At 62.2% G+C, this 24177-nt stretch carries 24 protein-coding genes; 15 read left to right on the top strand and 9 right to left on the bottom strand.

The genetic code is table 11. From position 1 onward, the window contains the following. Positions 1 to 39: 39 nt before the first annotated feature. Positions 40 to 324, bottom strand: a complete 285-nt coding sequence (gene ppnP, locus H621_RS0121705; protein ID WP_010225980.1) for a pyrimidine/purine nucleoside phosphorylase — start codon at positions 322 to 324, stop codon at positions 40 to 42. Positions 325 to 394: 70 nt separating this feature from the next. Beyond that, positions 395 to 946, bottom strand: coding sequence for a 3'-5' exonuclease (locus H621_RS0121700; RefSeq protein ID WP_028945382.1), 552 nt, complete (start codon positions 944 to 946; stop codon positions 395 to 397). Between the two features lie 170 nt (positions 947 to 1116). On the opposite strand from H621_RS0121700, the gene H621_RS0121695 reads away from it, so the two are divergent. Then, a complete protein-coding gene (locus tag H621_RS0121695) occupies positions 1117 to 1920 on the top strand; it encodes a substrate-binding periplasmic protein (protein WP_028945381.1) in 804 nt (267 codons plus the stop codon). Between the two features lie 55 nt (positions 1921 to 1975). Here H621_RS0121695 and dsbG read toward each other — a convergent pair whose 3' ends face one another. The 3 genes from dsbG to dsbD are packed head-to-tail and all read right to left on the bottom strand — an operon-like array spanning position 1976 to position 5297. Continuing rightward, positions 1976 to 2740 carry a thiol:disulfide interchange protein DsbG gene (dsbG, locus tag H621_RS0121690; RefSeq protein ID WP_028945380.1) on the bottom strand — a complete coding sequence of 255 codons (765 nt, stop codon included), beginning with the start codon at positions 2738 to 2740 and terminating at the stop codon, positions 1976 to 1978. Next, positions 2725 to 3582 (bottom strand): prolipoprotein diacylglyceryl transferase family protein, encoded by an 858-nt coding sequence (locus tag H621_RS0121685; RefSeq protein WP_028945379.1) that lies wholly within the window; start codon positions 3580 to 3582, stop codon positions 2725 to 2727. Before H621_RS0121685 ends, dsbG begins: the two co-directional genes overlap by 16 nt. Next, the gene (gene dsbD / locus H621_RS0121680) at positions 3582 to 5297 is read right to left on the bottom strand and encodes a protein-disulfide reductase DsbD (RefSeq protein WP_028945378.1); all 1716 of its coding nucleotides are present in this window, start codon (positions 5295 to 5297) and stop codon (positions 3582 to 3584) included. Before dsbD ends, H621_RS0121685 begins: the two co-directional genes overlap by 1 nt. A 173-nt stretch (positions 5298 to 5470) precedes the next feature. Between dsbD and H621_RS0121675 the strand changes: the two genes are divergently transcribed. Next, a complete protein-coding gene (locus tag H621_RS0121675) occupies positions 5471 to 6154 on the top strand; it encodes a response regulator (protein ID WP_028945377.1) in 684 nt (227 codons plus the stop codon). Beyond that, positions 6151 to 7473, top strand: a complete 1323-nt coding sequence (locus H621_RS0121670) for an ATP-binding protein (RefSeq protein ID WP_028945376.1) — start codon at positions 6151 to 6153, stop codon at positions 7471 to 7473. The genes H621_RS0121675 and H621_RS0121670 overlap by 4 nt, the downstream gene beginning before the upstream one ends. A gap of 26 nt (positions 7474 to 7499) precedes the next feature. On the opposite strand, the gene H621_RS0121665 is transcribed toward H621_RS0121670, so the two are convergent. From H621_RS0121665 to H621_RS0121655, 3 genes are read right to left on the bottom strand one after another with little or no spacing between them, the layout of a single operon-like run. Continuing rightward, entirely contained in the window at positions 7500 to 8903 is a 1404-nt protein-coding gene (locus tag H621_RS0121665) for an efflux transporter outer membrane subunit (RefSeq protein WP_028945375.1), read from the bottom strand. 3 nt (positions 8904 to 8906) lie between these two features. Further along, positions 8907 to 10874, bottom strand: coding sequence for a MacB family efflux pump subunit (locus H621_RS0121660; RefSeq protein ID WP_028945374.1), 1968 nt, complete (start codon positions 10872 to 10874; stop codon positions 8907 to 8909). 1 nt (position 10875) lies between these two features. Then, complete coding sequence (locus H621_RS0121655; protein WP_028945373.1) at positions 10876 to 12054, bottom strand: efflux RND transporter periplasmic adaptor subunit; 1179 nt, start codon at positions 12052 to 12054, stop codon at positions 10876 to 10878. Positions 12055 to 12241: 187 nt separating this feature from the next. On the opposite strand from H621_RS0121655, the gene H621_RS0121650 reads away from it, so the two are divergent. The 3 genes from H621_RS0121650 (at position 12242) to H621_RS0121640 (ending at position 14810) form a co-directional block, all read left to right on the top strand. Further along, positions 12242 to 12724 carry a sigma-70 family RNA polymerase sigma factor gene (locus H621_RS0121650; RefSeq protein WP_028945372.1) on the top strand — a complete coding sequence of 161 codons (483 nt, stop codon included), beginning with the start codon at positions 12242 to 12244 and terminating at the stop codon, positions 12722 to 12724. Between the two features lie 181 nt (positions 12725 to 12905). Further along, positions 12906 to 13391: a response regulator gene (locus tag H621_RS0121645; protein ID WP_028945371.1), complete on the top strand. Its 486-nt coding sequence runs from the start codon at positions 12906 to 12908 to the stop codon at positions 13389 to 13391. A gap of 108 nt (positions 13392 to 13499) precedes the next feature. Then, positions 13500 to 14810 (top strand): MFS transporter, encoded by a 1311-nt coding sequence (locus H621_RS0121640; protein WP_028945370.1) that lies wholly within the window; start codon positions 13500 to 13502, stop codon positions 14808 to 14810. Positions 14811 to 14925: 115 nt separating this feature from the next. On the opposite strand, the gene H621_RS0121635 is transcribed toward H621_RS0121640, so the two are convergent. Beyond that, the gene (locus H621_RS0121635) at positions 14926 to 16590 is read right to left on the bottom strand and encodes an electron transfer flavoprotein-ubiquinone oxidoreductase (protein WP_028945369.1); all 1665 of its coding nucleotides are present in this window, start codon (positions 16588 to 16590) and stop codon (positions 14926 to 14928) included. A 544-nt stretch (positions 16591 to 17134) separates the two neighbouring features. Here H621_RS0121635 and H621_RS0121630 point away from each other — a divergent pair. The 9 genes from H621_RS0121630 to H621_RS0121595 all read left to right on the top strand — a co-directional run bounded on the left by H621_RS0121630 (position 17135) and on the right by H621_RS0121595 (position 24084). Continuing rightward, positions 17135 to 17884, top strand: a complete 750-nt coding sequence (locus tag H621_RS0121630; protein ID WP_028945368.1) for an electron transfer flavoprotein subunit beta/FixA family protein — start codon at positions 17135 to 17137, stop codon at positions 17882 to 17884. Further along, on the top strand, positions 17885 to 18814 hold the full coding sequence (locus H621_RS0121625) for an electron transfer flavoprotein subunit alpha/FixB family protein (RefSeq protein ID WP_028945367.1): 930 nt from the start codon (positions 17885 to 17887) through the stop codon (positions 18812 to 18814). It abuts the gene before it with no gap. Positions 18815 to 18927: 113 nt separating this feature from the next. Continuing rightward, entirely contained in the window at positions 18928 to 19752 is an 825-nt protein-coding gene (locus tag H621_RS0121620) for a substrate-binding periplasmic protein (protein WP_036990277.1), read from the top strand. A 9-nt stretch (positions 19753 to 19761) separates the two neighbouring features. After that, positions 19762 to 20115, top strand: coding sequence for a DUF4398 domain-containing protein (locus tag H621_RS0121615; RefSeq protein WP_028945365.1), 354 nt, complete (start codon positions 19762 to 19764; stop codon positions 20113 to 20115). A 14-nt stretch (positions 20116 to 20129) separates the two neighbouring features. Then, positions 20130 to 20921, top strand: coding sequence for an OmpA family protein (locus H621_RS0121610; protein ID WP_036990307.1), 792 nt, complete (start codon positions 20130 to 20132; stop codon positions 20919 to 20921). Between the two features lie 204 nt (positions 20922 to 21125). Further along, a complete protein-coding gene (locus H621_RS0121605) occupies positions 21126 to 22571 on the top strand; it encodes an aminotransferase-like domain-containing protein (protein WP_028945363.1) in 1446 nt (481 codons plus the stop codon). A gap of 60 nt (positions 22572 to 22631) precedes the next feature. Beyond that, entirely contained in the window at positions 22632 to 23066 is a 435-nt protein-coding gene (locus H621_RS0121600) for a hypothetical protein (protein WP_028945362.1), read from the top strand. A gap of 125 nt (positions 23067 to 23191) precedes the next feature. Further along, the gene (locus H621_RS28270) at positions 23192 to 23446 is read left to right on the top strand and encodes a YkgJ family cysteine cluster protein (RefSeq protein ID WP_084168024.1); all 255 of its coding nucleotides are present in this window, start codon (positions 23192 to 23194) and stop codon (positions 23444 to 23446) included. 32 nt (positions 23447 to 23478) lie between these two features. Beyond that, complete coding sequence (locus H621_RS0121595) at positions 23479 to 24084, top strand: START domain-containing protein (RefSeq protein WP_028945361.1); 606 nt, start codon at positions 23479 to 23481, stop codon at positions 24082 to 24084. Positions 24085 to 24177 lie beyond the last annotated feature (93 nt).

The following is a 24177-nucleotide window of genomic DNA, read 5'->3' as shown; positions in this document are numbered from 1 at the left end:
GGATGAATCCGCCCCCACCCGGTCAGTGCAGTACCCGGTTCAGCCGCGGTACTCACACAGGTAGGCAGTGTCCACCGCTACCTTGAGCTGGAACTTGCTGTTGGCAGGCACATTGAACTGGCTGCCGGCGCTGAAAGTTTCCCAGTTGTCGCTGTCAGGCAGCTTGACGGTCAGGGCGCCAGACACCACGTGCATGATTTCACGCTGGGCGGTGCCGAATTCGTACTCGCCGGGGGCCATTACGCCAACCGTGGCCGGGCCTTCGGCAGTGCCGAAAGCGATCGACTTGACCGTGCCATCAAAGTACTCGTTGACCTTAAACATGGGCGACTCCTGAAAAGGGGCTGAAAAGGCTGGCCAGTATGCCCAAGGCTCCTGGCGCCGTCATCCGCTTTCAGAAGCCGCCTGGCGGCAGGGTCAACGGCAGCAGGCGCGCCGTGTTGCGGGCGTCTTCCAGGGCCCGGTGCTGCTGGCCGCTGAACTGCAATCCGGCCAGCTGCAATGCACCGTTCAGGCCCAGTGGCCGTTGCAGGTGCCGAGCCTTGGCAAAGCGTTGCTTGAGGTTGATGTGGGGTGTGCTGGCCAGCAGGCTCTGGAGGTTGTGCAGTTGCCACTCCTGAACCAGTTGCTGTCGATCGTAATCACCCCAGCTGACCCAGGCTTCCAGATGCGCCTGATGATGGCCGATCCAGCGCTCGAATTGCCCCCACACCTCGCCGAACCCCGCCGCCGTGTCGACATTGGCCTGACTGATATGGGTCAGCTCTCGGCAGAAGGGGGTCAGCTGCGGCCGGCGCCGCGGTTTGATGAAACGCTGGAAATGATCTACCTCACGACCCTGGCGGTTGACCAGCGTCGCTCCGATTTCGATGACTTCCATATCCGTGACTGGCCAACCGCCGTCATCCGTGGTTGCTTCCAGGTCGATCACCAGCCAATGGCCCATAGTAGGCTCCCTTGCAAGACTCGCTAGAGCGTAGCCAAAGTCGGGCCTGTGGGGTATCCCCTGGCGAAATGCCGCTTGCTGGCCTTTTGGCACAATCGGCTGTTGTACCGCGCGCGGAAAACGCCTAGCTTAGATTCAATTCGGCTCTAACCCGCAAAGAGTGTGTTGCTTTGACTCCAACGCCCATGGCGCAGGCCAGATCCTTGCTGCTCATGTTCACCACCCTGTGGATGGTGATACCAGCCCAGGCACGCGAGGAAATCGAAGTCAAAATCGGCGCGGCGCATTTTCCTCCCTATACGGTGCGCCCGGAGAAAGGCGCCGACACCGGTTTGCTGCCGCAGTTGGTCGATGCCTTGAACGCTGCCCAGCAGCACTATCGGTTCGTCCTCGTGCCCACCTCGATCCCGCGGCGCTTTGGTGATTTCAAGCAAGGTCGCACCGACATGGCGATCTTCGAAAACCCCCAGTGGGACTGGCAGGAGATCCCCCACGTGGCGGTGGACATGGGGCTGGAAGATGCCGAGGTGTATGTCACCCAGCACTTGCCCGAGCGCGACGAAAGCTATTTTTCCGACCTCACGGGCAAGCGCCTGGCCCTGTACAGCGGCTATCACTACGCCTTCGCCGATTTCAAGTCCGACCCCAAGTACCTGGTCGAGCACTTCACGGCGACCCTGACTTATTCCCACGACAGCAACCTGTTGATGGTCGAGCGCGGGCGGGCGGATGTTGCCCTGGTCACCCGTTCCTACCTGAGTGATTTTCAGGCCCGCAATCCGCAGAGTGCCCAGGCGTTACGCGCTTCGGAACGGGTTGACCAGGTCTATCACCACTATGCACTGCTACGTCCCGGTGCACCGATCAGTGGCGAGGCGTTCGCCGGCCTGTTGCAGCAATTGCGTGACCAGGGCGAACTGCTGCGCATCTTCCAGCCGTATCAGATCATCGTTAGCCAGCCCCGGGCCGATTGAGCTCCGGCCTACTTCATTGCCGGCGTTCTGGGCGCCAGGGCGTGCGCTCAGGCTGTCAGCGTTTACCCAGGATCTTGCCGAGCATTTCTGGCCGTGGCGCACCTTGCTGGGTTTTCAGCTGTTGCTGCTCGTCGAGGTAGAAGATCGCCGGGGTGGCCGACAGGCCCAACTCTTCCATGGTGGCCAGGTTTGCGTCGAGCTTGGCCTGGACGTCGGCCGGGATCTTCTCCAGTGCCTTGAGGGTGCTGGCCTTGCCGGCCTTTTCGTGAGTGTGCAGGGCCTCGATCGGGTCTTTGCTGGCCAGCAGTGCGGCCGACTTGCCTGGGCTGTCTTCACGGATGATACCGACCATGATGTGGCGCAACTGCACCTTGCCCGACTCGACCCACGGCCGTGCCTGCTGCCAGAACATGTTGCAGTACGGGCAGTTCGGGTCGCTGAACAGGTAGACGATGCGTGGCGCGTCGGCCTTGCCGTCGGCAATCCAGGCGGTCTTTTCCATCTTCGCCCAGATCTCCTTGGCCATCGGGGCGTAGACCAGTTTCTCCAGGGGCGCTTCGCTCAGGTCCTTGCCCTGTTCATCGAACAGGCTGCCGACCAGTACGTGCTTGCCATCGGGCGTCAGGTAAAGGGCCATGCCGCGGCTCTGGTATTCACCGGCATAACCGCGCAGCCCATTGGGCGCGTCGAAGCTGCCTTTGATTTTTACCCCCTTGGCTTCCATCTGCTGGACCGCCTTGGGCAGGTCCTCGGCGATGACCGCCTGGCTGGCCAGCAGGCCGAGGGTGAACGTGAGGGGCAGTTTCAGCAAAGCGTGCATGTGTCATTCCTTGAAGTGTCGGAGACGGCGGGTGCGGCGGGGCGCTCGAAGGATTCCAGGGCGTGGCTGAGGCTGGCCCGCGACAGCTCGCCCAGGTGGCTGCCGACCAGTCGACCGTCGGCGTTGTAGAACAAGGTAGTGGGCAGGGCCATGGAGCCGACCTGCTGGGCCAGTTGGCCGCCGCTGTCGAACAGCACATGGGACAGGTTCAGGCCGGTGGTGGCGAGGAAGTTACTGACCGTTTGCGGCGATTCACCCTGGTTGACGAACAGGAAGGTGATGTCCGGGCGTTCATTCTGGCCTTGCTGCAAAACGGGCATTTCGCGCCGGCACGGCGGGCACCAGGTGGCCCATAGGTTGATCACCAGGGGCCGGCCACGGTAGGCGCTCAGCTGTACGGCCTGGCCGTCGGCCTTGCGCAGGCTGGTGTCGGGTAATTGCGTGCCTTGCTCATACAGGTGACTGCCCAGGCTGCCCAACAGCCAGAACAGCGCACCGCTGAACAGTCCCCAGCCCAAGGGGCGGCGCAGAGTGGGACGGCGAAAACCCTGCCACAAGGCGCCCACCGCCACGGCCAGCAGGCCGGGCCAGGGCAGAAAGCCGCCATCGCGCAGGTCGACAATTTGCAGGGGGTCATCGCGGTACATCGGCCAGTAGCTGAGCACAAAGCCCAGGCGGGCGGCGAGCAGGCCGAGCAGGAACAGGCTGAACAGCACGGATTCCGGGTTGTCGCCCCCGCGTTTGGCCACCCGCCAGCCGACCAGGGTGGCCAGCGTCAGCGCGCAGAGCAGCAGCAGGTGGTTCATGGCCATGTTCAACGGCCCGAGGTTTACGGTCAGCATCAGCCTTGACTCCGGGTCTGCGCCCATTGTTCGAGGAAACTCTTCGCGTCGATTTCACCCGTGATACGGCGCGCTCGACGCTCGTTGCCCTCCGGCCCGATCCAGATCAGGCTGGGTGGGCCCGGCACCTGGTAACGCTGCATCAGCTCGCGGCTCGGCGTGGCATCGGCGGTCACATCCAGGCGTATCAGGCGTACGCCGTCCAGTGCGGCCAGCACATCGGCGCGGGCGAATACCTGTTTTTCCATTACCTTGCACGACACGCACCAGTCGGCATAGTAGTCCAGCATCACCCATTGGCCCTGGGCTTTGGCCGCATCCAGTTCGCGCTGCAGCTCGACTGGCTGGGTCACGGTGGCGAAGGCGTCGGTGTGCGCCACGCTGGCGACCGTGCCGCTGCCGGCACGGAAAGGCTGTAGCGGTTGCCAGGGGTCGTCGCCACCGGCAGCGGCACCGATCACCAGCAGGCTGCCCCAGAAACCCAGTATCAAGGGTGCGGCACGCACAGCCCGCAGGTTATGCAGCGCCGGCCATGCCGCCCAGGCCAGGGCAATCAGCCAGGCACCGGCCAGGCCCAGCCACAGCGAAGGCTCGAGCACGGTGCGCAAGGTGTACAGCGCCATGGCCAGGAACACGAAGCCGAACAGGCCCTTGACCAGGTTCATCCACGGGCCGGGGCGCGGCAGGTAGCGATTGCCCAGGGTGACCAGCAACAGCAGTGGCAAGCCCATGCCCAGGCCCAGGGTGAAGAGCACCAGGGCGCCATGCACCGCGTTGCCACTCTGGGCGATGTAGAGCAGCGCGCCGGCCAACGGCGCGGTCATGCACGGCCCCATCAGCAGCCCCGACAGGGCGCCCAGCAACGCCGCGCCGTACAGGTTGCCGCCCTTGGTGCCATGCCCGGCGCGTTCCAGGCGGTCACGCAGCCAGACGGGTAACTGCAACTCGAAGGCGCCGAACATCGGCAAGGCCAGCAGTACGAACAACGCTGCCAGGGTGCCCAACAGCCAGGGTTGTTGCAGCCAGGCCTGCAGGCTGGCACCCAACAGCGCGGCAACCACGCCCAGGGCGGCATAGACCAGGGCCATGCTGAGTACATAGACGCTGGCCAGCGCCCAGCCACGGCGGGCGCTGACACCATTGCCCAGCACCAGCCCGGCGAGAATCGGCAGCATCGGCAGCGAGCACGGGGTAAAGGCCAGTAGTAGGCCAAGACCGAGGAACGCCAGCAGGCTCCAGGCCAGGCTCGACTGTTGCAAGCCGCCGGCCAGCGCCTGATCGCTGGCTTGCCCAGCCGCCTGCCCGTCGGCCGGCGTGTCGCTCAGGCTGACCAGGCTGGTTTGCGGCGGGTAGCACAGGCCGGCATCGGCACAGCCTTGCCAGCCCATGCGCAATTGGCCGCTTGCGTCGGCGGGCAGAATCAGCTCCAGCTCACCGCGATACACCAGGGTTTCACCGAAGTACTCGTCCTGGTGGGGCAGGGCCTCTGGCAGTGCAGGTTGCTGCTCGGCGGGCAGACCGTCGAACTTCAGGCGCTTCTGGTAGAGGTAGTAGCCGTCGGTGATTTTCCAGTGCAGGCGCATTTCGCCGCTGGCCAGCCGTTCGCTGCTGAACACGAACGCCTCGTTGACCGGCAGGAATTCACTTTTGGCAAAGGGGTTGGCCTGGGTCAGGCCACTGAATACGAACATCAGGACAATCAGTAAAACGCGCATCTCGAAGCCTTGGCAGTGCGATGAGCGGTCGATGCTGGCCGGGTTCGATTAACCGAGTGTTAACCGCTCGGCATCGATTGTCGGCCCGACCGCGACGTTCCGGCCCTGGCACGGCATAATCCTGACTTAATGCGCCTGCGCTTCACTGCCCACTTTTAGCCCCGAGACCGACCATGCACGTACTGCTCTGCGAGGACGACGACCTGATTGCCAGTGGCATCGCCGCAGGGCTTGCCGCCCAGGGCATGACCGTGGATCGGGTGGCTACGGCCAGCGCTGCGCAGGCGCTGCTAGAGGCGGCAAGCTTTGATGTAATGGTCCTGGACCTGGGCCTGCCCGACGAAGACGGGCTCAAGCTGCTCCAGCGCCTGCGCCAGCAGGGCCACAGCCTGCCGGTGCTGGTGCTCACCGCCCGCGACGCTATCACCGACCGGGTCGACGGCCTGCAGGCCGGTGCCGACGATTACCTGTTGAAGCCCTTCGACCTGCGGGAACTGGCGGCGCGTTTGCACACCTTGTTGCGCCGGTCGGCAGGCAGGGCTGTCAACATCATCGAACATGGCCCGCTGAGCTACGACCCCAGCAGCCGGGAAACCTGCCTGGGCGGTGTCCCGGTGGATTTGTCGCGGCGTGAGCAGGCGCTGTTGCAGGCGCTGCTGCACAACCGTGGCCGGGTGCTGTCCAGCGAGCAACTCAAGGACAGCGTCTATGGTTTTGGCGACGAGGTCGAGAGCAACGCCTTGAACGTGCATATCCATCACCTGCGCCGCAAGCTGGGCAACGGCATTGTCGAAACCGTACGCGGCCTGGGTTATCGCCTGGGCCCTGCGCAACTGCCCGAGACCTCGCAATCATGAGCCTGCGTGTACGCCTGACCCTGATCCTGGGGGCTGCCTTCGTGGTGATCTGGGCACTGGCGGCGGCCTGGATGCTCCGCGATCTGCGCCATCAGATGATGTTCTCCCTGGACCAGCGCCTGGTGGCCTCGGCGCGTATGGTTGCAGGCCTGATCGACCAGATGCCGCAGCCGCTGGTGAGCAAGGGCGAGAGCACCAAAATCAGTGCCGACCAGCTCAGCGTGCCCGATGGCATGGCGTGCCAGGTCAGTTCGTTGCGCGGTGAAATCATCGCCCGCAACCACAGCAACGACCAGGTGTTGAACGATGATCGCAGCGGTTTTCGCGACCAGACCATCGATGATGCGCGCTGGCGCACCTTCACCTATTACCGTGGTGATGTACGCATTACCACGGCAGACCGTCATCAGGAGCGCGAGGCGCTGAACCGCTCGATTCTGCTGGCCGCCTCGGCGCCGGTACTGGTCGCCCTGCTCGGGAGCCTGGGGCTGCTGTGGATCGGTGTCGGCAAGGGCCTGGCGCCGCTCAACCGCATGCGCGATGCCCTGCGCAGGCGCAGCCCCGATGCCCTGGAGCCCTTGCAGGTGCGTGGCCTGCCCGGCGAATTGCAGCCGCTGCTCGATACCCAGAACCAGTTGTTCCAGCGCATCGCCCAGACCATCGAGCGTGAGCGCCGGCTGACCGACGATGCCGCCCATGAGCTGCGCACACCCCTGACCGCGATCAAGACCCACCTGCAGGTGGCACGGATGACCGATGGCGACATCCGCGAGCAGGCGCTTGAACACGCCGAACAGGGCGCCGACCGGTTGCACCGGACTTTGGAGCAATTGCTGTTGCTGGCGCGGGTGGAGGGCAGCCTGTCGTTCGAGGACGGCGTGCAGTGCAGCGCAGAGCAGGTGGCGCGCCAGGCCATTCAGGACACCGGGTTGGGTGATTCGCAGCGCATCGCGCTGCAGCTGGACCCAGGCGCCGCCCAGGTTTATCTGGGCATGCCGGCGCCGCTGGCAGTGACGGCCTTGCGCAACCTGTTGGACAACGCCCTGCGCCATACCCGGGGCACCGAGCCTGTGGAACTGGCCGTACACATGGACAAGGGCCGAGTGGCCTTCACCGTGCGCGATCACGGCCCCGGTATTGCCGAGCAGGACCTGGAGCACTTGACCGAGCGCTTCTGGCGTCATGGCCAGAGCGGCGGTTGCGGCCTGGGCCTGGCGATTGTCCAGGCCATTGTCCAGCGCTGTGCCGGTACCCTGCGCTTCGACAGTCGCAGCGACGGGTTGCGCGTGCTGCTGCAGGTGCCGCTGCGCACGGGTTGATCCGCTTCGGCACACTCAGGTGGGGCCTAGCGGGCCTGCCAACCGCCACCCAGTGCCTTGTACAGTGCCACGCTGCCTTGCAGCCGAGCCAGGCGCAGCTGTACTTGCAGGTCCTGGGCCTGGTACAGGGTGCGCTGGGTTTCAAGCACCGTCAGCAAGGTTTCGGCGCCGGCTCGGTAGCGGCGTTCAGACAGGGCGAAGGCAATGTGCGCCTGTTCGACTTCCTGGTCTTGCCACTGGCGCTGGTTGTCCACGCCGCTGATGCCGTTCAGCGCTTTTTCGACATCGGCAAAGCCGTCCATGATGCTGGCGCGATAACGCTCCAGTAGCTCCTGTTCCACAGCCCGGGCCTTGTCGCGCTCGGCGTTCAACCGACCATTGTTGAAGATCGGTGCCGCGAGCCCCGCACTCAGGGTGTAGTAGGGGCTGCGCAGGAGGCGGGCGAATGTATCGGCCCCCGAGCCCAGATCCGCACCCAGGGTAAAGCTTGGCAACATCGCCGCGCGGGCCACGGTGACATCCGCCTGGGCCGCCGCCAGGCGTGCCTCGGCGGCGGCGATATCAGGCCTGCGGCTGAGCAGGTGGCTGGGCACGCCACTGCCGATGCCAGGCCAGCGCAGCCCATCGATGACCTCCTGGATCGGCGCCAGTTGTTGCACCGGCTCACCCAGCAAGGTCGCCAGCGTGACACGCGCTTCTTGCAGTTGCTGTTCGAACAATGGCACCTGGCGTGCTTGTCCGGCCACCAGGCTGCGTTGCTGGGCAAGCTCCAGGGCGGTCGCCGATCCCGAGTCGTAACGAGTCTGCACCAGGCGCAGCACGTCCTCGGCATTGGCCAGGTTGAGCCGGGCTATGCGTACCTGTTCGGCCAGGGCCAGGCTTTGCAGGTAGCTGTTGGCGACGCCGCTGAGCAGGGTCAGCTCGACGGTCTGGCGATCGAAGCGGCTGGCGTCCAGGTCATGCAGGGCACTGTCGCGGGCCGCGCGCTTGCCGCCCCAGAAGTCGATCTCGTAACTGGCGCTCAAGCGGGTGTTGAACGACGTACTGGTTCGCTCATAGTCGCTGGCATCGAGTTGGTCGAAGCCATCGCCGCGCAGCAGGCGCTGGCGGCTGGCGTCCAGGCCGAACGTGACCTCCGGCAGCAACGGCGCCCCGGCGATCACCGCCGAGGCCTGGGCCTGGCGAACGCGCGCTGCGGCGGCGGCCAGGTCGAAGCTGCCGAGGCGTGCCTGCTCGATCAGTTGATTGAGCGGTGCGCTGGCAAACGCTTGCCACCAATGGTCGCCAGGCAGCGGCTGGTCGGTGCTGGCGTCCAGACTTTGCCAGCTTGTCGGCGCTTGCAGTCCACTTTGTGGTGGCGTGGACGTGGCGCTGCAGGCGGCGATGAACAGGCTGATGGACAACAGGCTGAGACGGCTGGGCAGGTTCATGGATTATTCGCTGGTAAGGGCTTTGACCGGGTCGAGTCGGGCGGCTTTGCGCGCCGGCATGAAGCCGAACACCACCCCGGTAACCACCGCGCAGGCAAAGGCGCCGAGGACTGCAGTCAGGGAGAAGGCCACGGCGATGTTGGCCAGCAGCAGCACGCCGCCGATCAGAACGGCCAGGGCGATGCCGGTGAGGCCGCCGACCATCGACAGCAACACCGCTTCACTGAGGAACTGACGCAGGATGTCGCGCTGCCGCGCGCCGGTGGCCATGCGGATGCCGATTTCGCGGGTGCGCTCGCGCACGGTCATCAGCATGATGTTCATCACACCGATGCCGCCAACCAGCAACGAGATGGCGGCGATCGAGCCGAGCATCAGCGACAGCGTGTTCTGGGTACGTGCTTCGGCCTGGATCAGCGCCGCGTCGTTGCTCAGTTCAAAGTCGTGCTTGTCGTTGTGCAGTTTGCGCATCAGCGTGTCGATGGCCGCTTCCGTTTCGGCCACCCGTCGCGAGTCGGCGGCGGCGATGGTCACGTACTCTGGGTCGCGACTGCCGAACAGGCGGATGGCGGCGGCCGAGTAGGGCACCACGATGCGCTCGTCGCTGTCCTGGTCGCCAGAGCTGGCGCCCTTGCCCTCGAGTACACCGACCACCTGGAAGGGCACATTCTCCACCAGGATGTACTGGCCGATGGGGTCGACCTGATCGCCCATCAACTTTTCCCGGACCTTCTGGCCGATCACCGCCACGGCGGCCGCGGACTGTTCGTCGGCTTCGGTGAAGAAGCTGCCCTTGACCACGGGCCAGTTGAAAATCTCGGAGAAGAAGATGTTGTTGCCGCCCACATAGAACGACTGGTTGTTGTTGCCGTAGCGCACCATCAGCGTGTTGCCGATCACTGGCATGATCATCTTCACCTGGGGCAGGCTGCCCACGGCGGCAACATCATCCAGGGTCACGACGCCCGCCGGCTCGCGCAGGGTTGGCGCACTGCCACTCAGATAGAGGATGTTCGAGCCGAACGCCGCCATCTGCGCCATGACCTGGCGCTTGCTGCCTTCGCCAACGGCGAGCATCACCACTACCGAGGCCACGCCGATGACGATGCCAAGCAAGGTCAGGGCGGTGCGAAAGCGGTTGATCCACATGATCCGCCAGGCCGCCTGCAGGGCCTCGAGCAGTTCGCCTTTCCAGGCGTCGCTCTGGGTAGCGCCCTGGTCCAGGCGCTGGCGCAGGTCTTCAGCCTGCAGGCCGGGGGCATGACCTTGCTCGATGGCGTGTTCGCGGGTCGAGTCATCGACAATCAGGCCGTCGCGGATCTCGATGACGCGCTTGGCCCGCGCTGCCACTTCGCGGTCATGGGTGATCAGGATGACCACGTGGCCTTGGCTGGCCAGCTCGTCGAGCAAGGCCATGACCTCGGTGCCACTCTGGCTGTCGAGAGCACCTGTGGGTTCGTCGGCGAGAATGATATGGCCACCGTTCATCAGTGCCCGGGCGATTGACACGCGTTGTTGCTGGCCGCCGGAGAGTTGATGGGGGCGATTGCCGGTACGGCTGGCGAGCCCCAGTCGATCAAGCAGGGCGGCAGCACGGGCATGGCGTTCGGCGGCCGGTGTGCCGGCATAAATCGCCGGCATCTCGACGTTCTCCTGGGCCGAGCCCGAGGCAATCAGGTGGTAGCCCTGGAACACGAAACCGAAGGCTTCACGGCGTAGCCAGGCCAGCTCGTCGCTGTCCAGGTCGGCCACGTTCTTGCCAGCGAACAGGTACTCACCCGACGTCGGGCGGTCCAGGCAGCCGAGGATGTTCATCAGGGTCGATTTGCCGGAACCGGAGGCGCCGACGATGGCCACGAACTCGCCGGGGTGGATGGCCAGGCTGATGCCGCGCACCACCTCGACCTTGGGCGTGTCGACCCCGCCATAGGATTTGCGAATGTCGCGCAGTTCGATCAGCGGTGTGCTCACCTCAACCTCCGCTGGCAACGGGTGCGCCGATCAAAAGCCGCTCACCTTCGGCCAGGCCATCGAGTACCTGTACCCGCAAGCGATCACTGAGCCCGGTGCGTACCCGGCGCTGCTCGACCTTGCCATTGGCGTCCAGCACCTGGGCGATACGCATGCCCTCGGCGTTGGCATCGTCATCCAGCGCGGCCACTGGCACGGTCAGCACCTTGCTGGCGCGTCCGGCGACGAAGAATACTTGGGTAGTCATCTCGGCCATCAGGGCGTTGTCGGGGTTGTCGACATCCAGCAGCACGGTGTACAGCACCACTTTGCCGCTGGCGCCGCTGCCACTGGTACTGGCCGGGTTGCCGCCACCCTGGCCGGAGGGGTCCAGCGGTTTTGGCGGTACCGGGAGGATCTGGCGTACTGTGCTGTTCCAGCGACGCTTGCCGCCGGCCAGGGTAGTGAAATAGGCCGCCATGCCAGGTTTGACATGACCGATGTCGGCTTCCGATACCTGGGCCCAGACGGTCATCGGTGACAGCTTGGCGATACGCAGGATCAAGGGGGTCTGTTGCTGGGCGTTTAGGGTCTGGCCCTCGCGGGCATCGACGGCCACCACAGTGCCCGACATCGGTGCGTAGATACGGGTGTACCCCAGTTCTGCTTCATCGCTGCGCAGGTTTGCCTGCGCCTGGCGGATCTGGGCGCGGTACATGTCGATGCGCGCCTGGGTAACCTTGAGCTGGGCCTGGGCACTTTGCACGTCTTCTTCGCGGGTAGCACCGCCAGTGGCCAGGTTGCGTTGGCGCTTGTACTGTTGCTCGGCCAGTTGGTACTGGGCCTGCTGTTCGGTGAGCTGGGCCTTGAGGTTGTCGATGGAGTAGCGTCCGGCATCGAGCCGGGCCTGCTGAGTCGAGGGATCGATTTCGACCAACAGTTGGCCGGCTTTGACCGGGTCACCCACCTCTACATGCAGCGTGCGGATCTGCCCGGAAGCCTGCGCGCCGACATCCACGTAGCGTCTGGGCTGCAAGGTGCCCAGTGCCGTGACACTGCTTTCGATATCATTGCGGGTGACGCTGACCGTACTCAACGGGTCGCCGCCGGCAGGCAGGGTCTTCCAGGCGAGCAGGGCGCTCAGGCTAAGCAGACCAAGGCCGCAAAGTAGCAGGCGGCGTTTGTTCAAAGGACGTCTCATGCAGGGTTCCAGCTGAAAAGGGTGCGGGGTACGGTCAACAGGTGATCAGGTGGCGCAACGTTCGGAGCGCGATAGATGCAAATGATTGTAATTTGTATTATTGCAAACTGCCATCATTCATATCTGCTCGATACGATCACTCGCTAGCAGAGTCAGGAAGATGCCGTCGTCGCGGCCAGGTGTTGTGTTGGAAAACTACTATCGAGAACTGGTGAGTTTCCTTTGTGCCCGCCTGGGTAACCGCCGGGCAGCCGAAGATGTTGTCCATGGCGCCTACACGCCCGCGCTGGAGCGAACAGGCAAGTCCGACATCGAACACCCCCGCGCCATCCTTTACCGTACGGCCTTGAACCTGGTCATTGACGGGCATTGCCGTGGCTTGTTGAGGCAGGTCGAGCCGCTGGAGGTGCTCGCCACCGATGAGCGTTTCTTTTCGCCGTCGCCGTCGCCGTCCCGGGACCTGGAACTGCGCCAGCGACTGGTACTGATGCCACGGGCGCTGGATGAGCTGAGCGCACCGTGTCGCGACAGCTTTCTGTTGCGAAAGCTCGAAGGCCTGTCCCATCCGGAGATTGCCGAGCGCCTGGGGATCTTTCGCAGCCTGGTGGAAAAGCACATCGTCAACGCCATGAAACATTGCCGTGTCGGCACGCGTCAGAAGGAGGGTTAGGGGCAAGAGCCAGGGGTACTGAAAATTCCGTCCTGGCTTTGCTTGATTTCTGGCCGATTCCCTACAACTATCAGTGAAGACCCTTTCACAGGCGGATTGCCCGCCTCCAGCCTGTAGTTGAAATATTGGCGCAGTATGGTCAAGGAACGTCACTAACGCTCTCAAGCCTTGGTCATAGACGATGCCAAACAAATCCATGCGGATTCTGATCGCCGACGAACACCCGATGCAGCTGATGCAACTGGAGAAGATGCTCAACGGCATGGGCTATTACCGCATTGCCCCCGTGGAGTGCTTCGAAGACCTGCAGCGTCTGGTGCAAAGTGCGTTGCAGCCATTCAACCTGTTGCTGGGCAATATCGACCTGGCCAACCATGTCGGTGTAGATCTTGAGCGTTTCTGCCGGGTCAATTCGCAGATCCAGCATGCCTTGCTGTACCAGTCCCAGCACCTGAAGGTGCCCGCTATACCGAACGCCCAGCGCCAGGCTGTGAACATCAGCCTGCCCAAAGTGCCCGACAACGAGACCCTGCAGACCTTCATGGGCATCATTGATGCGCCCAGGGTGCTGGGGCAATTGCCGGGTGTTGCGGAGCGCCTCCCGCATCCAGCCTATACACCACGACGGATGAGCTTTGGCGCGAGTGCGTTCTCCCGTCAGTCCTGAGCCGTGCTATCACTTGCGCACCCTTGGGGTGCGTTTTGTTATCCTCTTGCGCTTGCCCAGGCGCGCCGGCGTGCGCGTTGATTTGCCCACTGATTGATGGATGCCCCTATGACAGCCACCACGCCTGCGCCAGCGACTCGCTTGGGCCGCAGTGACCACAAGACCTTGAGCCTGGCGGCTTTGGGTGGCGCGCTGGAAATCTACGATTTCATCATCTTCGTGTTCTTCGCCCTGACCCTGAGCCAGCTGTTCTTCCCACCAGAGATGCCGGAGTGGCTGCGCTTGCTGCAGAGCTTTGGCATTTTTGTCACCGGCTACCTGGCCAGACCCCTGGGCGGCATCCTGATGGCGCATTTTGCCGATCACCTGGGGCGCAAGAAGGTCTTCAGCCTGAGCATCCTGATGATGGCCTTGCCGTGTTTGCTCATCGGCATCATGCCGACCTACGCCGACATCGGGTACTTCGCCCCATTGATCCTACTGGCCCTGCGCATTCTGCAGGGCGCGGCGGTGGGCGGCGAGGTACCCAGTGCCTGGGTGTTCGTCGCCGAACATGCCCCGGTGGGTCGCCGCGGTTATGCCCTGGGTTTCCTCCAGGCCGGCCTGACGTTTGGCTACTTGCTCGGCGCCTTGACAGCGACAGCTCTGGCGCAGTGGTTCACGGCCGAGGAGATTCTCGACTACGCCTGGCGCTACCCCTTCCTGCTGGGCGGTGTGTTCGGTGTGGTCGGGGTGTGGCTGCGTCGTTGGTTGAGCGAAACACCGGTATTCCTGGCCTTGCGCGAACGTCGTGAGCAACCGGTGGCCTTTCCGCTGCGCACCGTGCTGCGCGAGCATCGGCGGGCACTGGCGCCAGCGGTGCTGCTGACCTGCGTGCTGACCTCGGCGGTGGTGGTACTGGTGGTGATTACCCCGACCATCATGCAGCAGCGCTTTGGCATGGACGCCGGGCATACATTTGCCTTGAGCAGCATGGGCATCGTTTTTCTCAATATCGGCTGCGTGCTGGCGGGGTTGCTGGTTGACCGCATCGGTGCCTGGCGTGCGCTGATGTTCTACAGCGTGATGCTGCCGTTGGGTATTGGCACCTTGTACGCAAGCCTGGTGAGCGGTTGGGAATGGCCTGGCGTGGCCTATGCCCTGGCGGGTTTGGCGTGCGGTGTAGTGGGCGTGGTGCCGTCGGTGATGGTCGGTTTGTTCCCGGCGCCGATTCGTGTGTCGGGTATTTCCTTTACCTACAACATTGCCTACGCCCTGTGGGCCAGTACCACACCGCTGATGCTGATCGCGTTGATGCCGTGGAGCCCTTGGGTATGTGCGGGGTTTGCGCTGGTGATGGGGGTGGTGGGGTTATTGACGGCGATGTATTTCGGGGGGCGGGAAGTCGCAGCGTTCGAGGAAGATGTAGTGCGATGCTGAAGATTATCGCGGGGCAAGTCCACTCCCGCAGGTAGCGGTAGGAACGGTCTTGCCCCGCGAGCATTAAAAAGCCCCCTGGCCACGAGGCGAGGGGGCTTTTTTGTTGCCAACCGGCTTACATGTTCGGGTAAGTCGGACCACCGGCACCTTCCGGCGTGACCCAGGTGATGTTCTGCGAAGGGTCCTTGATGTCACAGGTCTTGCAGTGAACGCAGTTCTGGGCGTTGATCTGGAAGCGCTTGGCGCCGTCTTCCTGAGTGACGACCTCGTATACGCCTGCCGGGCAGTAGCGTTGAGCGGGCTCGTCGTACAGCGGCAGGTTGGTGCCGATCGGGATGCTCGCATCGGCAAGCTTGAGGTGGCACGGCTGCTCTTCTTCATGGTTGGTGCTTGAGAGGAACACCGAGCTGAGCTTGTCGAAGCTCAACTTGCCATCCGGTTTTGGATAGTCGATTTTCTTCGAGTCGGCAGCCAGCTTCAGGCAGGCGTAGTCTGGCTTGGTGTCGTGCAGGGTGAACGGCAGCTTGCCGCCGAACCAGTTCTGGTCGACGTAGTTGAACGCCGCACCGAGCATCGGGCCGAACTTGTGCATGGCCGGGCCGAAGTTGCGGCTGGCGAACAGTTCTTCATACAACCAACTGGCCTTGAACGCCTCCACGTAGGTGTTGAGCTGGTCGCCGCCTTCGCTACCGGCCAGTAGGGCGTCGGCCACTGCGTCGGCGGCGAGCATGCCGGACTTCATGGCGGTGTGGCTGCCCTTGATCTTGGCCACGTTCATGGTGCCCAGGTCGCAGCCGATCAGGGCGCCACCGGCGAAGACCATCTTCGGCAGCGAGTTCAAACCGCCCTTGGCCAGGGCGCGGGCGCCGTAGCTGATGCGCTTGCCGCCTTCGAGGTACTGGCTGATCACCGGGTGGTGCTTGAGGCGCTGGAACTCGTCGAATGGCGACAGGAATGGGTTGGCGTACGACAGGTCGACGATCAGGCCGACTACCACCTGGTTGTTCTCCAGGTGATACAGGAAGGAACCCCCGGTATTCTCCTTGGCCATCACATCCAGCGGCCAGCCGGCGGTGTGTACCACCAGGCCCTGCTCGTGCTTGGCCGGGTCGATTTCCCAGATTTCCTTGAGGCCAATGCCGTAGTGCTGGACGTCGGCGTCGCTGTCGAGGTTGAAGCGCTTGATCAGTTGCTTGCCGATATGACCACGGCAGCCTTCGGCAAACAGGGTGTACTTGCCACGCAGTTCCATGCCGGGGGTGTACAGGCCGTCTTTTGGGTTGCCTTCACGGTCGACGCCGAGGTCGCCGGTGATGATCCCGCGGACCACACCGTTCTCGTCGAACAGCGCTTCCTGGGCGGCGAAGCCTGGGTAGATTTCCACGCCCAGGTTCTCGGCCTGCTGGGCGAGCCAGCGGCACAGGTTGCCCAGCGAGATGATGTAGTTGCCTTCGTTGTGCATGGTCTTGGGCACGAACAGGTCAGGGACCTTGATCGAGCTGCCAGCATCCTTGAGCACATAGATGTCGTCGCGTTTGACGGCGGTGTTGAGCGGGGCGCCGAGCTCTTTCCAGTCCGGGAACAGTTCGTTCAGGGCGCGTGGTTCGAACACTGCGCCGGAGAGGATGTGGGCACCGACTTCAGAGCCTTTCTCAACCACGCAAACGCTGATTTCGTTACCGGCTTCGGCGGCCTTCTGCTTCAGTCGGCAGGCGGCGGACAGGCCCGCCGGGCCGGCGCCGACGATGACCACGTCGAATTCCATGTATTCGCGTTCCACAGGTTCTCTCCTACTCAAGGCTCATCGGTTTTTCTTTGTTGGCGGGTGTCAGGCGGTCATTTTGAGTGCGCTCGGGCTGTAGCTCGAGTGATGACGGACTACACCGCTTTCTCTTGGCCGCGCATTATATCTACACCACTCGCGGGGTCCAATACAAACGTTTGTTTGAATTTGCCGCAGGCCAGTAAAATCAAAGAAGCGCGGCTTGAAGCTGACCGGTTTGCCGTATTGACCGGATTGGGCGTTACGGTCAAGATACGAGCGGTTTTGCGCTCGCCGTAGGCTGACCGTCGGATGCAGGTGCACCCCTAAAAACCAGGCGAAAAGCAGGGCATTGAGGCCTTTACCCGCTTTGTAGTGGAGTTTACACACCACGACAGAAAATGAACCACGGGTTTTGCTCCTGCGAGGTCAAATTGAGACTGCTGGGTCAGGGTTGAATTCGACCGGCTGCAATCGTTTTTAGAGGTGCCCTTGTACCCACGCGCAATCGCCGGGTTTGCCCCAGGCGACATTCTTTTCACCGGAGAGTAACGAGGAATCCATGAAGGTTCTTGTAGCTGTCAAACGAGTGGTCGACTATAACGTCAAGGTTCGCGTCAAGGCGGACAACTCCGGCGTCGACCTTGCTAACGTCAAGATGTCCATGAACCCCTTCTGCGAAATCGCCGTAGAAGAAGCCGTACGCCTGAAAGAGAAGGGTGTTGCGAGCGAAATCGTGGTCGTTACCGTAGGCCCGGCCACTGCTCAGGAGCAGTTGCGTACTGCCCTGGCACTGGGTGCCGACCGTGCAGTGCTGGTTGAGTCTGCCGATGAGCTGACCTCCCTGGCCGTAGCCAAGCTGCTCAAGGCTGTGGTCGACAAAGAACAACCTCAGCTGGTGATCCTTGGCAAGCAAGCCATCGACAGCGACAACAACCAGACCGGCCAGATGCTGGCTGCGCTGACCGGTTTCGCTCAGGGTACCTTCGCCTCCAAGGTTGAAGTTGCTGGCGACAAGGTCAACGTCACCCGCGAAATCGACGGCGGCTTGCAGACTGTTGCGCTGAACCTGCCTGCGATCGTCACCACCGACCTGCGCCTGAACGAGCCACGCTACGCGTCGCTGCCGAACATCATGAAGGCCAAGAAGAAGCCGCTGGAGACCGTTACTCCAGACGCGCTGGGCGTTTCCACTGCCTCCACCAACAAGACCTTGAAAGTCGAAGCGCCGGCTGCTCGCAGCGCGGGTATCAAGGTCAAGTCGGTTGCTGAACTGGTCGAGAAACTGAAGAACGAGGCGAAGGTAATCTAAATGACTATCCTGGTTATCGCTGAACACGAAAACGGTGCCGTAGCCCCGGCCACCCTGAACACTGTTGCTGCTGCCGCCAAGATCGGTGGTGACATCCATGTGCTGGTCGCTGGCCAGAACGTAGGTGGTGTTGCCGAAGCTGCTGCGAAAATCGCTGGCGTTGCCAAGGTCCTGGTTGCCGATAACGCAGCTTATGCTCACCAGCTGCCAGAGAACGTTGCTCCGCTGGTCGCAGAGCTGGGCAAAGGCTACAGCCACGTGCTGGCCCCTGCCACTTCCAACGGCAAGAACATCCTGCCGCGCGTTGCCGCCCTGCTGGATGTCGACCAGATCTCCGAGATCATTGCGGTTGAATCGGCTGACACCTTCAAGCGCCCGATCTATGCCGGTAACGCCATCGCTACCGTGCAGTCCAACGCTGCCGTCAAGGTCATCACCGTTCGTGCCACCGGCTTCGATGCCGTTGCCGCTGAAGGTGGTTTGGCTGCGGTCGAAACCGTAGCTGCCGCCCACAACGCTGGTACTTCGGCTTTCGTTGGCGAAGAGCTGGCCAAGTCCGATCGTCCTGAGCTGACCGCTGCCAAAATCGTCGTTTCCGGCGGCCGCGGCATGCAGAACGGCGACAACTTCAAGCACCTGTACGCCCTGGCCGACAAGCTGGGCGCTGCCGTCGGCGCTTCGCGCGCTGCCGTCGACGCAGGTTTTGTACCCAACGATATGCAGGTCGGTCAGACCGGCAAGATCGTTGCGCCACAACTGTACATCGCCGTCGGTATCTCCGGCGCGATCCAGCACCTGGCCGGCATGAAAGATTCCAAAGTGATCGTTGCGATCAACAAGGACGAAGAAGCGCCGATCTTCCAGGTGGCCGACTACGGCCTGGTGGCTGATCTGTTCGAAGCCGTACCTGAGCTGGAGAAGCTGGTTTAATCCCGCTGCTTCACTTATAAAGGGCCCGGTCCGGGCGGGTTGCACAAGCCAGTCTTGCGCAACTTGTGGGACCGGGCTTTTTTATTGTGCAAGAAGGGTAAGGAGTCGGTTGCATGGGATGGCTTGGCCGGATCAATACGGCGCTGGTGCTCGCTGCGGTGTTGCTGCCGTCGCAGGCAATGGCTGTGGGCAAGTGCGAGCGCCTGGTGGCCACTGGCAGTCCTGACGCACCGCCTTATCTGTGGCGTGACCCTAAAGACCCCAGGCATCTGATCGGCGCCAACGCCGATCTGCTCAACCAGGTTGCGACGCAGCTTGGGGTGAAAGTCGAAATTCTCTACGCTGGCAGCCGCAGCGAGGCCCTTGAAGAAGTGCGCAGCGGACGGGTGGACATGCTGATCGATGCCCCCCTGGTGGTGGCAGAGCTGACGGCCTTGGACTATGTGCATCCGCCGCTGATGCACAACGAGTACCTGGTGTGGACACGTCACGATTCACCGCTGCTCTACGATGGCCTGGCCGATCTGCACGAGCGTCAGGGCAGTCTGTCGCAAAAGTCGCGACTGACGCCTGAATTCGAAGCCTTTGCCAAGTCCAATTTGAAGCTCTCATCGGCACAGAACCTCACCCAGGCGTTCCAGCAGCTGTTGCTTGGCCAGGTGGAGTACGTGCTGGCCGGACGTTACTCCGGCATGGCCATGGCGCAATCACTGGGTATGGGCAATGAGCTGGTGGCGCGCGGCTTGCCTCTGGATCGCCCGGGGTTGTATGTGGCGCTGTCCCATAATTCAGCCTGTAATGACGCCTGGATACGCGGACAATTGGCAAAAAAGCTGACAGAATTGCCGGCCTCCGGCGTGTCTCAGGCGGTGCTGCAACGCAATATCGAGCGCTGGAAAGCGCAGATGCAGGCGCCGCTGGATGCCCCTAAACAGTAGGAAGATTGTGTGAGAATCCAACCACTATTCGCCGCCCTGGCGCTACTGGCCTTGGCCGGATGTGCCAACGACCCGGCACCCAATGAGCAGTTTCGCTTGTCTGAGCAGGCGCTGGAGCAGGCCAAGGCCGTCGGCGCGACCGATGATGTGGCCGAGCTGAAGCTGGCCGAAGACAAAATGGCCAGGGCTCGGGTCAATATGACCAGTGAGGCTTACCGCGACGCTCGCATGCGTGCCGAGCAGGCCGAGCTCGATGCGCGCCTGGCCGAAGCGCGGGTGTTGACCAGCAAGAGCAAAGAGCAGCTGGACCTGCTGCAAACGCGCGTCAATCGCTTGCGCAAACAGTTGGGGGAGCAGCAGTGAGTTCGATCAAACCTATGGCGGCCCTGCTGCTGGTCGGCCTCGTGGGCCTGCAGGGGTGTGCCAGTCAGCGCAGCGAATCGGCGCTCGATGATGCGGCGGCCAAGTTCCAGACCGTCAAGGACGATTCCGATGTGTTGCGCAGTGCGCCTCGGGATGTAATTCGTGCCGGTGAGTCCCTGGCCCGTGCCGATCGTCTGTCCACTTACCTGGGTACCGGTGCCGATGTTCGCCACTACGCCTACCTGAGCGAGCGCTACAGCGATATCGCTCGCGAGCACACCAACCTGGTGCTCAATCAGGAGCGCCTGGCGAAGCTGGAGCTTGAGCGCCAGCGTCTCCAGTTGGCACTGCGCGAAGCCAAGCTTGCCAGCGTGCAGCAGCAGGGCAAGTGGGTGGAGGCGCAAATTGTCAGCCTGGCCACCAGCGAAGGTGATCGCGGCCTGGTGATGACTTTGGGGGATGTGCTGTTCGATACCGGACGTGCAGAGTTGAAGAACTCGGCCAGCCGTACCGTGCTCAAGCTGGTGCAGTTCCTGCAGCTCAACCCCAAGCGTATCGTGCGTATCGAGGGCTACACCGACAGTACCGGCGCACCGGAAGACAACCTCAAGCTGTCTCGCGATCGGGCCCAGGCTGTTGCGGATATGCTCGTCGATCTGGGTGTCGACGAGAAACGTATCCAGGTTGAAGGCTATGGCGACCAGTACCCTGTCGAGGCCAATGCCTCGGAGCGGGGCAGGGCGCAGAATCGCCGGGTCGAGATTGTGTTCTCTGACGAAAAGGGCAAACTCGGCGCCGCACGCTGACGCAGTACTGCAAAAAACCCGACGAGTGACCTCGTCGGGTTTTTTTGTGGCCTGTGAAAGGGTCGACAGCAGGCGCTGTCACACAACTGTATTGTCTACTATTCTGCAATCTGTCCCAGTACACTTTGCAACTGTTCCGGTATTCTGGCTCGAGAATCGAGTCCTACAACAATAACTACATTGCCTGCGTGTCGAGAACCCATCATGACTAACTTGCTGCTCTATCAACGCATCGCCCAGCAACTGGCCGAAGATATCCGGCGCGGTGTGTATCAGCCGGGTGAGCGTGTGCCGTCGGTGCGCAAGATGAGTTCGCAGCTCAACGTCAGTCATGCCACGGTGCTGCAGGCCTATGCCAATCTCGAAGACCAGGGGCTGATTCGCGCCCGGCCGCAGTCCGGCTACTATGTGCACCAGACGCCAGCACTGACCGCGCAAACCCCGGACATCGCCAGGGTAGAGCGGCCAGGCCTGGTGACCCGCAGCAGTATCATCCAGCAGGTACTGGCCGAGGCTCGGCGTGACGGCGTGTTCCCGTTCGGTGCAGCGGTGCCGCATGTGGACTACCTGCCGGTGCGCGCGCTGCACCAGCAATTGGCCAAGGTCACACGCTTTCATAGTCCGCGGGCCTTCAGTTATATGTTCAGTCCGGGCTTTGAACCCTTGCGCCGACAGATCGCCATCCGCATGCGCGATGCCGGAGTGGTGGTCGATCCCAGTGAGGTGGTGGTCACTCATGGTTGCGTCGATGCCCTGCAAATGTCATTGAGGGTGTTGACCAAGCCTGGCGATCTGATTGCCGCAGAATCGCCTACTTATTATGGTCTGCTGCAACTGGCAGACCTGCTGGGGCTCAAGGTCATCGAGATTCCCAGCGATCCGTCGACTGGTATCAGCCTGGAGGCGTTGCAGCTGGCAGCCAACCAGTGGTCGATCAAGGCATTGGTGTTGACCGCGCGCTTGAGTAATCCGCTCGGCGGCACCATTCCCGAAGATCGCCAGAAGCAGTTGTTGCGCCTGGCCTCGGATTTTGACATTCAGATCGTCGAAGACGACATCTATGGCGAATTGATGTTCGAGCAGGGCAAGACTAAGGCACTCAAGGCGTTCGATCGTCTGGGGCGGGTGATCTACTGTTCGAGTTTCTCCAAGACCTTGTCGCCAGGTGTGCGCATCGGCTGGATGATCGCAGGCAAGTATCAGGCGGAAATCCAGCGCTTGCAGACCTTCACGACCCATTCAGCCTGCAGTGTGACCCAGATGGGGGTGGCCGCTTATCTTGAAAATGGCGGCTATGACCGGCACCTGCGCTACATCCGCCTGGAGTACCGGAAGAACCTCAGCGCCTATCAATTGGCGGTGCAGCAGCATTTTCCCGAGGGTACACAAATGACCCGGCCGACCGGCGGGTTTATTCTCTGGGTGAGCTTGCCGGGCCGGGTCAACACCCAGGAGCTGCATGTGCGAGCATTGCAGCAGGGGATCAGCATTGCCCCGGGGTTGATCTTCAGCAACACAGAACAGTTCAACCACTGCATCCGCCTGAACTGCGGTATTCCGTGGAACCGCGAGGCGGAACGTGCCTTGATGACCTTGGGGATGTTGGCCAGTCAGCTGTGCCAGGAGACCGGTTCTGCCGGTTTCTTCTGACTTGCCAGTTTTCTCGGGAGCGCGGAGCATAGACACTTTACGGAATGTGCGTCGGTGTTTATGAAAGCGTTGCGTGGTGCGGGCCTGATCCTGTGTTTGCTGATCGTGTGGGTTGGCAGCGGCCCGGCAATGGTTCAGGCGGCGCCAGAGAGTGGTGCGTCGACGACGAAAAAAGTCCATCCGGCCGAAAAAGCCAAGCCGCCGGTGCGGCACGCGGCGACAAAGTCCTCCAAGCCTGCACCCGAGCCTCTGCCCAGTGCCAGGGTTGATCTCAGCCTGCCGGTCGAGATGGTCAAGGAGCTAAAGCCTGCGTCCCAGGATACGGTGGCAACACCAAAGCCGTTGCTACCTTATCTATTTGGTGAAAAACCTCCCTCCGATAGCCCATTTCAGCTCAACGGCCGTTTATTGAGCAACGAGATGCAGCTGCAGCTGCGCAACGATGCCCGTCAGGAAATCGAAGGCGCCGCCATCGAGTTCGAGTTCAAGCAATAATCGAGATGACCCATCAGTCATCGGATGTCTGGTGATTTTTCGTTCTCCGAAGAATTTCAAACGCCTGTTTAAACGCGTACTATCCAGGTTCAATCATCATTTGTTACACCGAGGATTCTGTTGTCATGAATTGCCGTGAAGGCTGTGGCGCGTGCTGCATAGCGCCCTCCATCAGCTCCCCGATCCCCGGCATGCCCAAGGGCAAGCCGGCGGGGGAACGTTGCCTGCATCTGTCGGTTGCCAATCTCTGTGGTTTGTTCGGCAGGCCCGAGCGACCAGCGGTGTGCGGCGGGTTCAAGGCCGATGTGGAGGTGTGTGGCAGTGATCGCGACGAGGCGATCAGAATTCTTGGTTGGCTGGAGCAAATGACGGCAGCTTGAAACGCAGATCTTCGACAATAAGGAACAATAGAATGGGATCGTTTAAGCAAGTGGCATTGGTCATCGGGTTGAGCGCAATGCTGGCGCCGCTAGCGCATGCCGATGACTGGAAAGTGGCCAAGGATGAAGACGGGATCAAGATTTCGCTGAGCGAAGTGGCCGGTTCCGAGTACAAGGCCTACCGCGGCGTCACCGTGATCAAGGCGCCGCTGGCCAGGGTCAAGGCGTTGCAGGAAGACGTGGTCGGCGCTTGCGCGTGGATCCATGAGTGCAAATCGCAAAAATTGCTCAAGCATGAAGGCGACCAGACCTGGACCTACACCCAGTTCAATACTCCATGGCCGGTTACAGCGCGGGATTCGGTTCTGCACGTCACCACTACTCAGGATGCCGATGGAAGCCTGACCCGCAAGCTTGAAGGGGTGCCCAAGTACCAGCCCGAGGAGAAGGGTTTTGTGCGGGTGTCCCAGGTCGAAGGTTTCTGGAAGTTGGTGCCCAAGGGCGATACCACTGAAGTGACCTACCAGGTGCATACCGAGCCGGGCGGCAGTGTGCCGTCGTGGCTGGCCAACAAATTTGTGGTGGATGCGCCGTTCAATACCTTGAAGGCGTTGAGGGCGAAGGCTGAGAAGCAGTAGGTATACAGTTTTAGAAAGTTGGGTCCTGGGCCCAACTGTGATCGCGGGGTCGGTGGGCGCGGGCTTTTCCCGCGATCAAGGTCCATAAAAAAG

It is taken from the genome of Pseudomonas vranovensis DSM 16006 (assembly GCF_000425805.1).
GTDB classification, from domain to species: Bacteria; Pseudomonadota; Gammaproteobacteria; order Pseudomonadales; family Pseudomonadaceae; genus Aquipseudomonas; species Aquipseudomonas vranovensis.
The sequence above is the reverse complement of the archived record's forward strand: the minus strand, read 5'-3'. Positions and strand labels throughout refer to the sequence as shown.

Coding starts and splice junctions, on each gene's coding strand:
- ppnP (WP_010225980.1), bottom strand. CDS start 324: ATGTTTAAGGTCAACGAGTACTTTGATGGCACGGTCAAGTCGATCGCT.
- H621_RS0121700 (WP_028945382.1), bottom strand. CDS start 946: ATGGGCCATTGGCTGGTGATCGACCTGGAAGCAACCACGGATGACGGC.
- dsbG (WP_028945380.1), bottom strand. CDS start 2,740: ATGCACGCTTTGCTGAAACTGCCCCTCACGTTCACCCTCGGCCTGCTG.
- H621_RS0121685 (WP_028945379.1), bottom strand. CDS start 3,582: ATGCTGACCGTAAACCTCGGGCCGTTGAACATGGCCATGAACCACCTG.
- dsbD (WP_028945378.1), bottom strand. CDS start 5,297: ATGCGCGTTTTACTGATTGTCCTGATGTTCGTATTCAGTGGCCTGACC.
- H621_RS0121675 (WP_028945377.1), top strand. CDS start 5,471: ATGCACGTACTGCTCTGCGAGGACGACGACCTGATTGCCAGTGGCATC.
- H621_RS0121670 (WP_028945376.1), top strand. CDS start 6,151: ATGAGCCTGCGTGTACGCCTGACCCTGATCCTGGGGGCTGCCTTCGTG.
- H621_RS0121665 (WP_028945375.1), bottom strand. CDS start 8,903: ATGAACCTGCCCAGCCGTCTCAGCCTGTTGTCCATCAGCCTGTTCATC.
- H621_RS0121655 (WP_028945373.1), bottom strand. CDS start 12,054: ATGAGACGTCCTTTGAACAAACGCCGCCTGCTACTTTGCGGCCTTGGT.
- H621_RS0121645 (WP_028945371.1), top strand. CDS start 12,906: ATGCCAAACAAATCCATGCGGATTCTGATCGCCGACGAACACCCGATG.
- H621_RS0121640 (WP_028945370.1), top strand. CDS start 13,500: ATGACAGCCACCACGCCTGCGCCAGCGACTCGCTTGGGCCGCAGTGAC.
- H621_RS0121630 (WP_028945368.1), top strand. CDS start 17,135: ATGAAGGTTCTTGTAGCTGTCAAACGAGTGGTCGACTATAACGTCAAG.
- H621_RS0121625 (WP_028945367.1), top strand. CDS start 17,885: ATGACTATCCTGGTTATCGCTGAACACGAAAACGGTGCCGTAGCCCCG.
- H621_RS0121620 (WP_036990277.1), top strand. CDS start 18,928: ATGGGATGGCTTGGCCGGATCAATACGGCGCTGGTGCTCGCTGCGGTG.
- H621_RS0121610 (WP_036990307.1), top strand. CDS start 20,130: ATGGCGGCCCTGCTGCTGGTCGGCCTCGTGGGCCTGCAGGGGTGTGCC.
- H621_RS0121605 (WP_028945363.1), top strand. CDS start 21,126: ATGACTAACTTGCTGCTCTATCAACGCATCGCCCAGCAACTGGCCGAA.
- H621_RS0121600 (WP_028945362.1), top strand. CDS start 22,632: ATGAAAGCGTTGCGTGGTGCGGGCCTGATCCTGTGTTTGCTGATCGTG.
- H621_RS28270 (WP_084168024.1), top strand. CDS start 23,192: ATGAATTGCCGTGAAGGCTGTGGCGCGTGCTGCATAGCGCCCTCCATC.
- H621_RS0121595 (WP_028945361.1), top strand. CDS start 23,479: ATGGGATCGTTTAAGCAAGTGGCATTGGTCATCGGGTTGAGCGCAATG.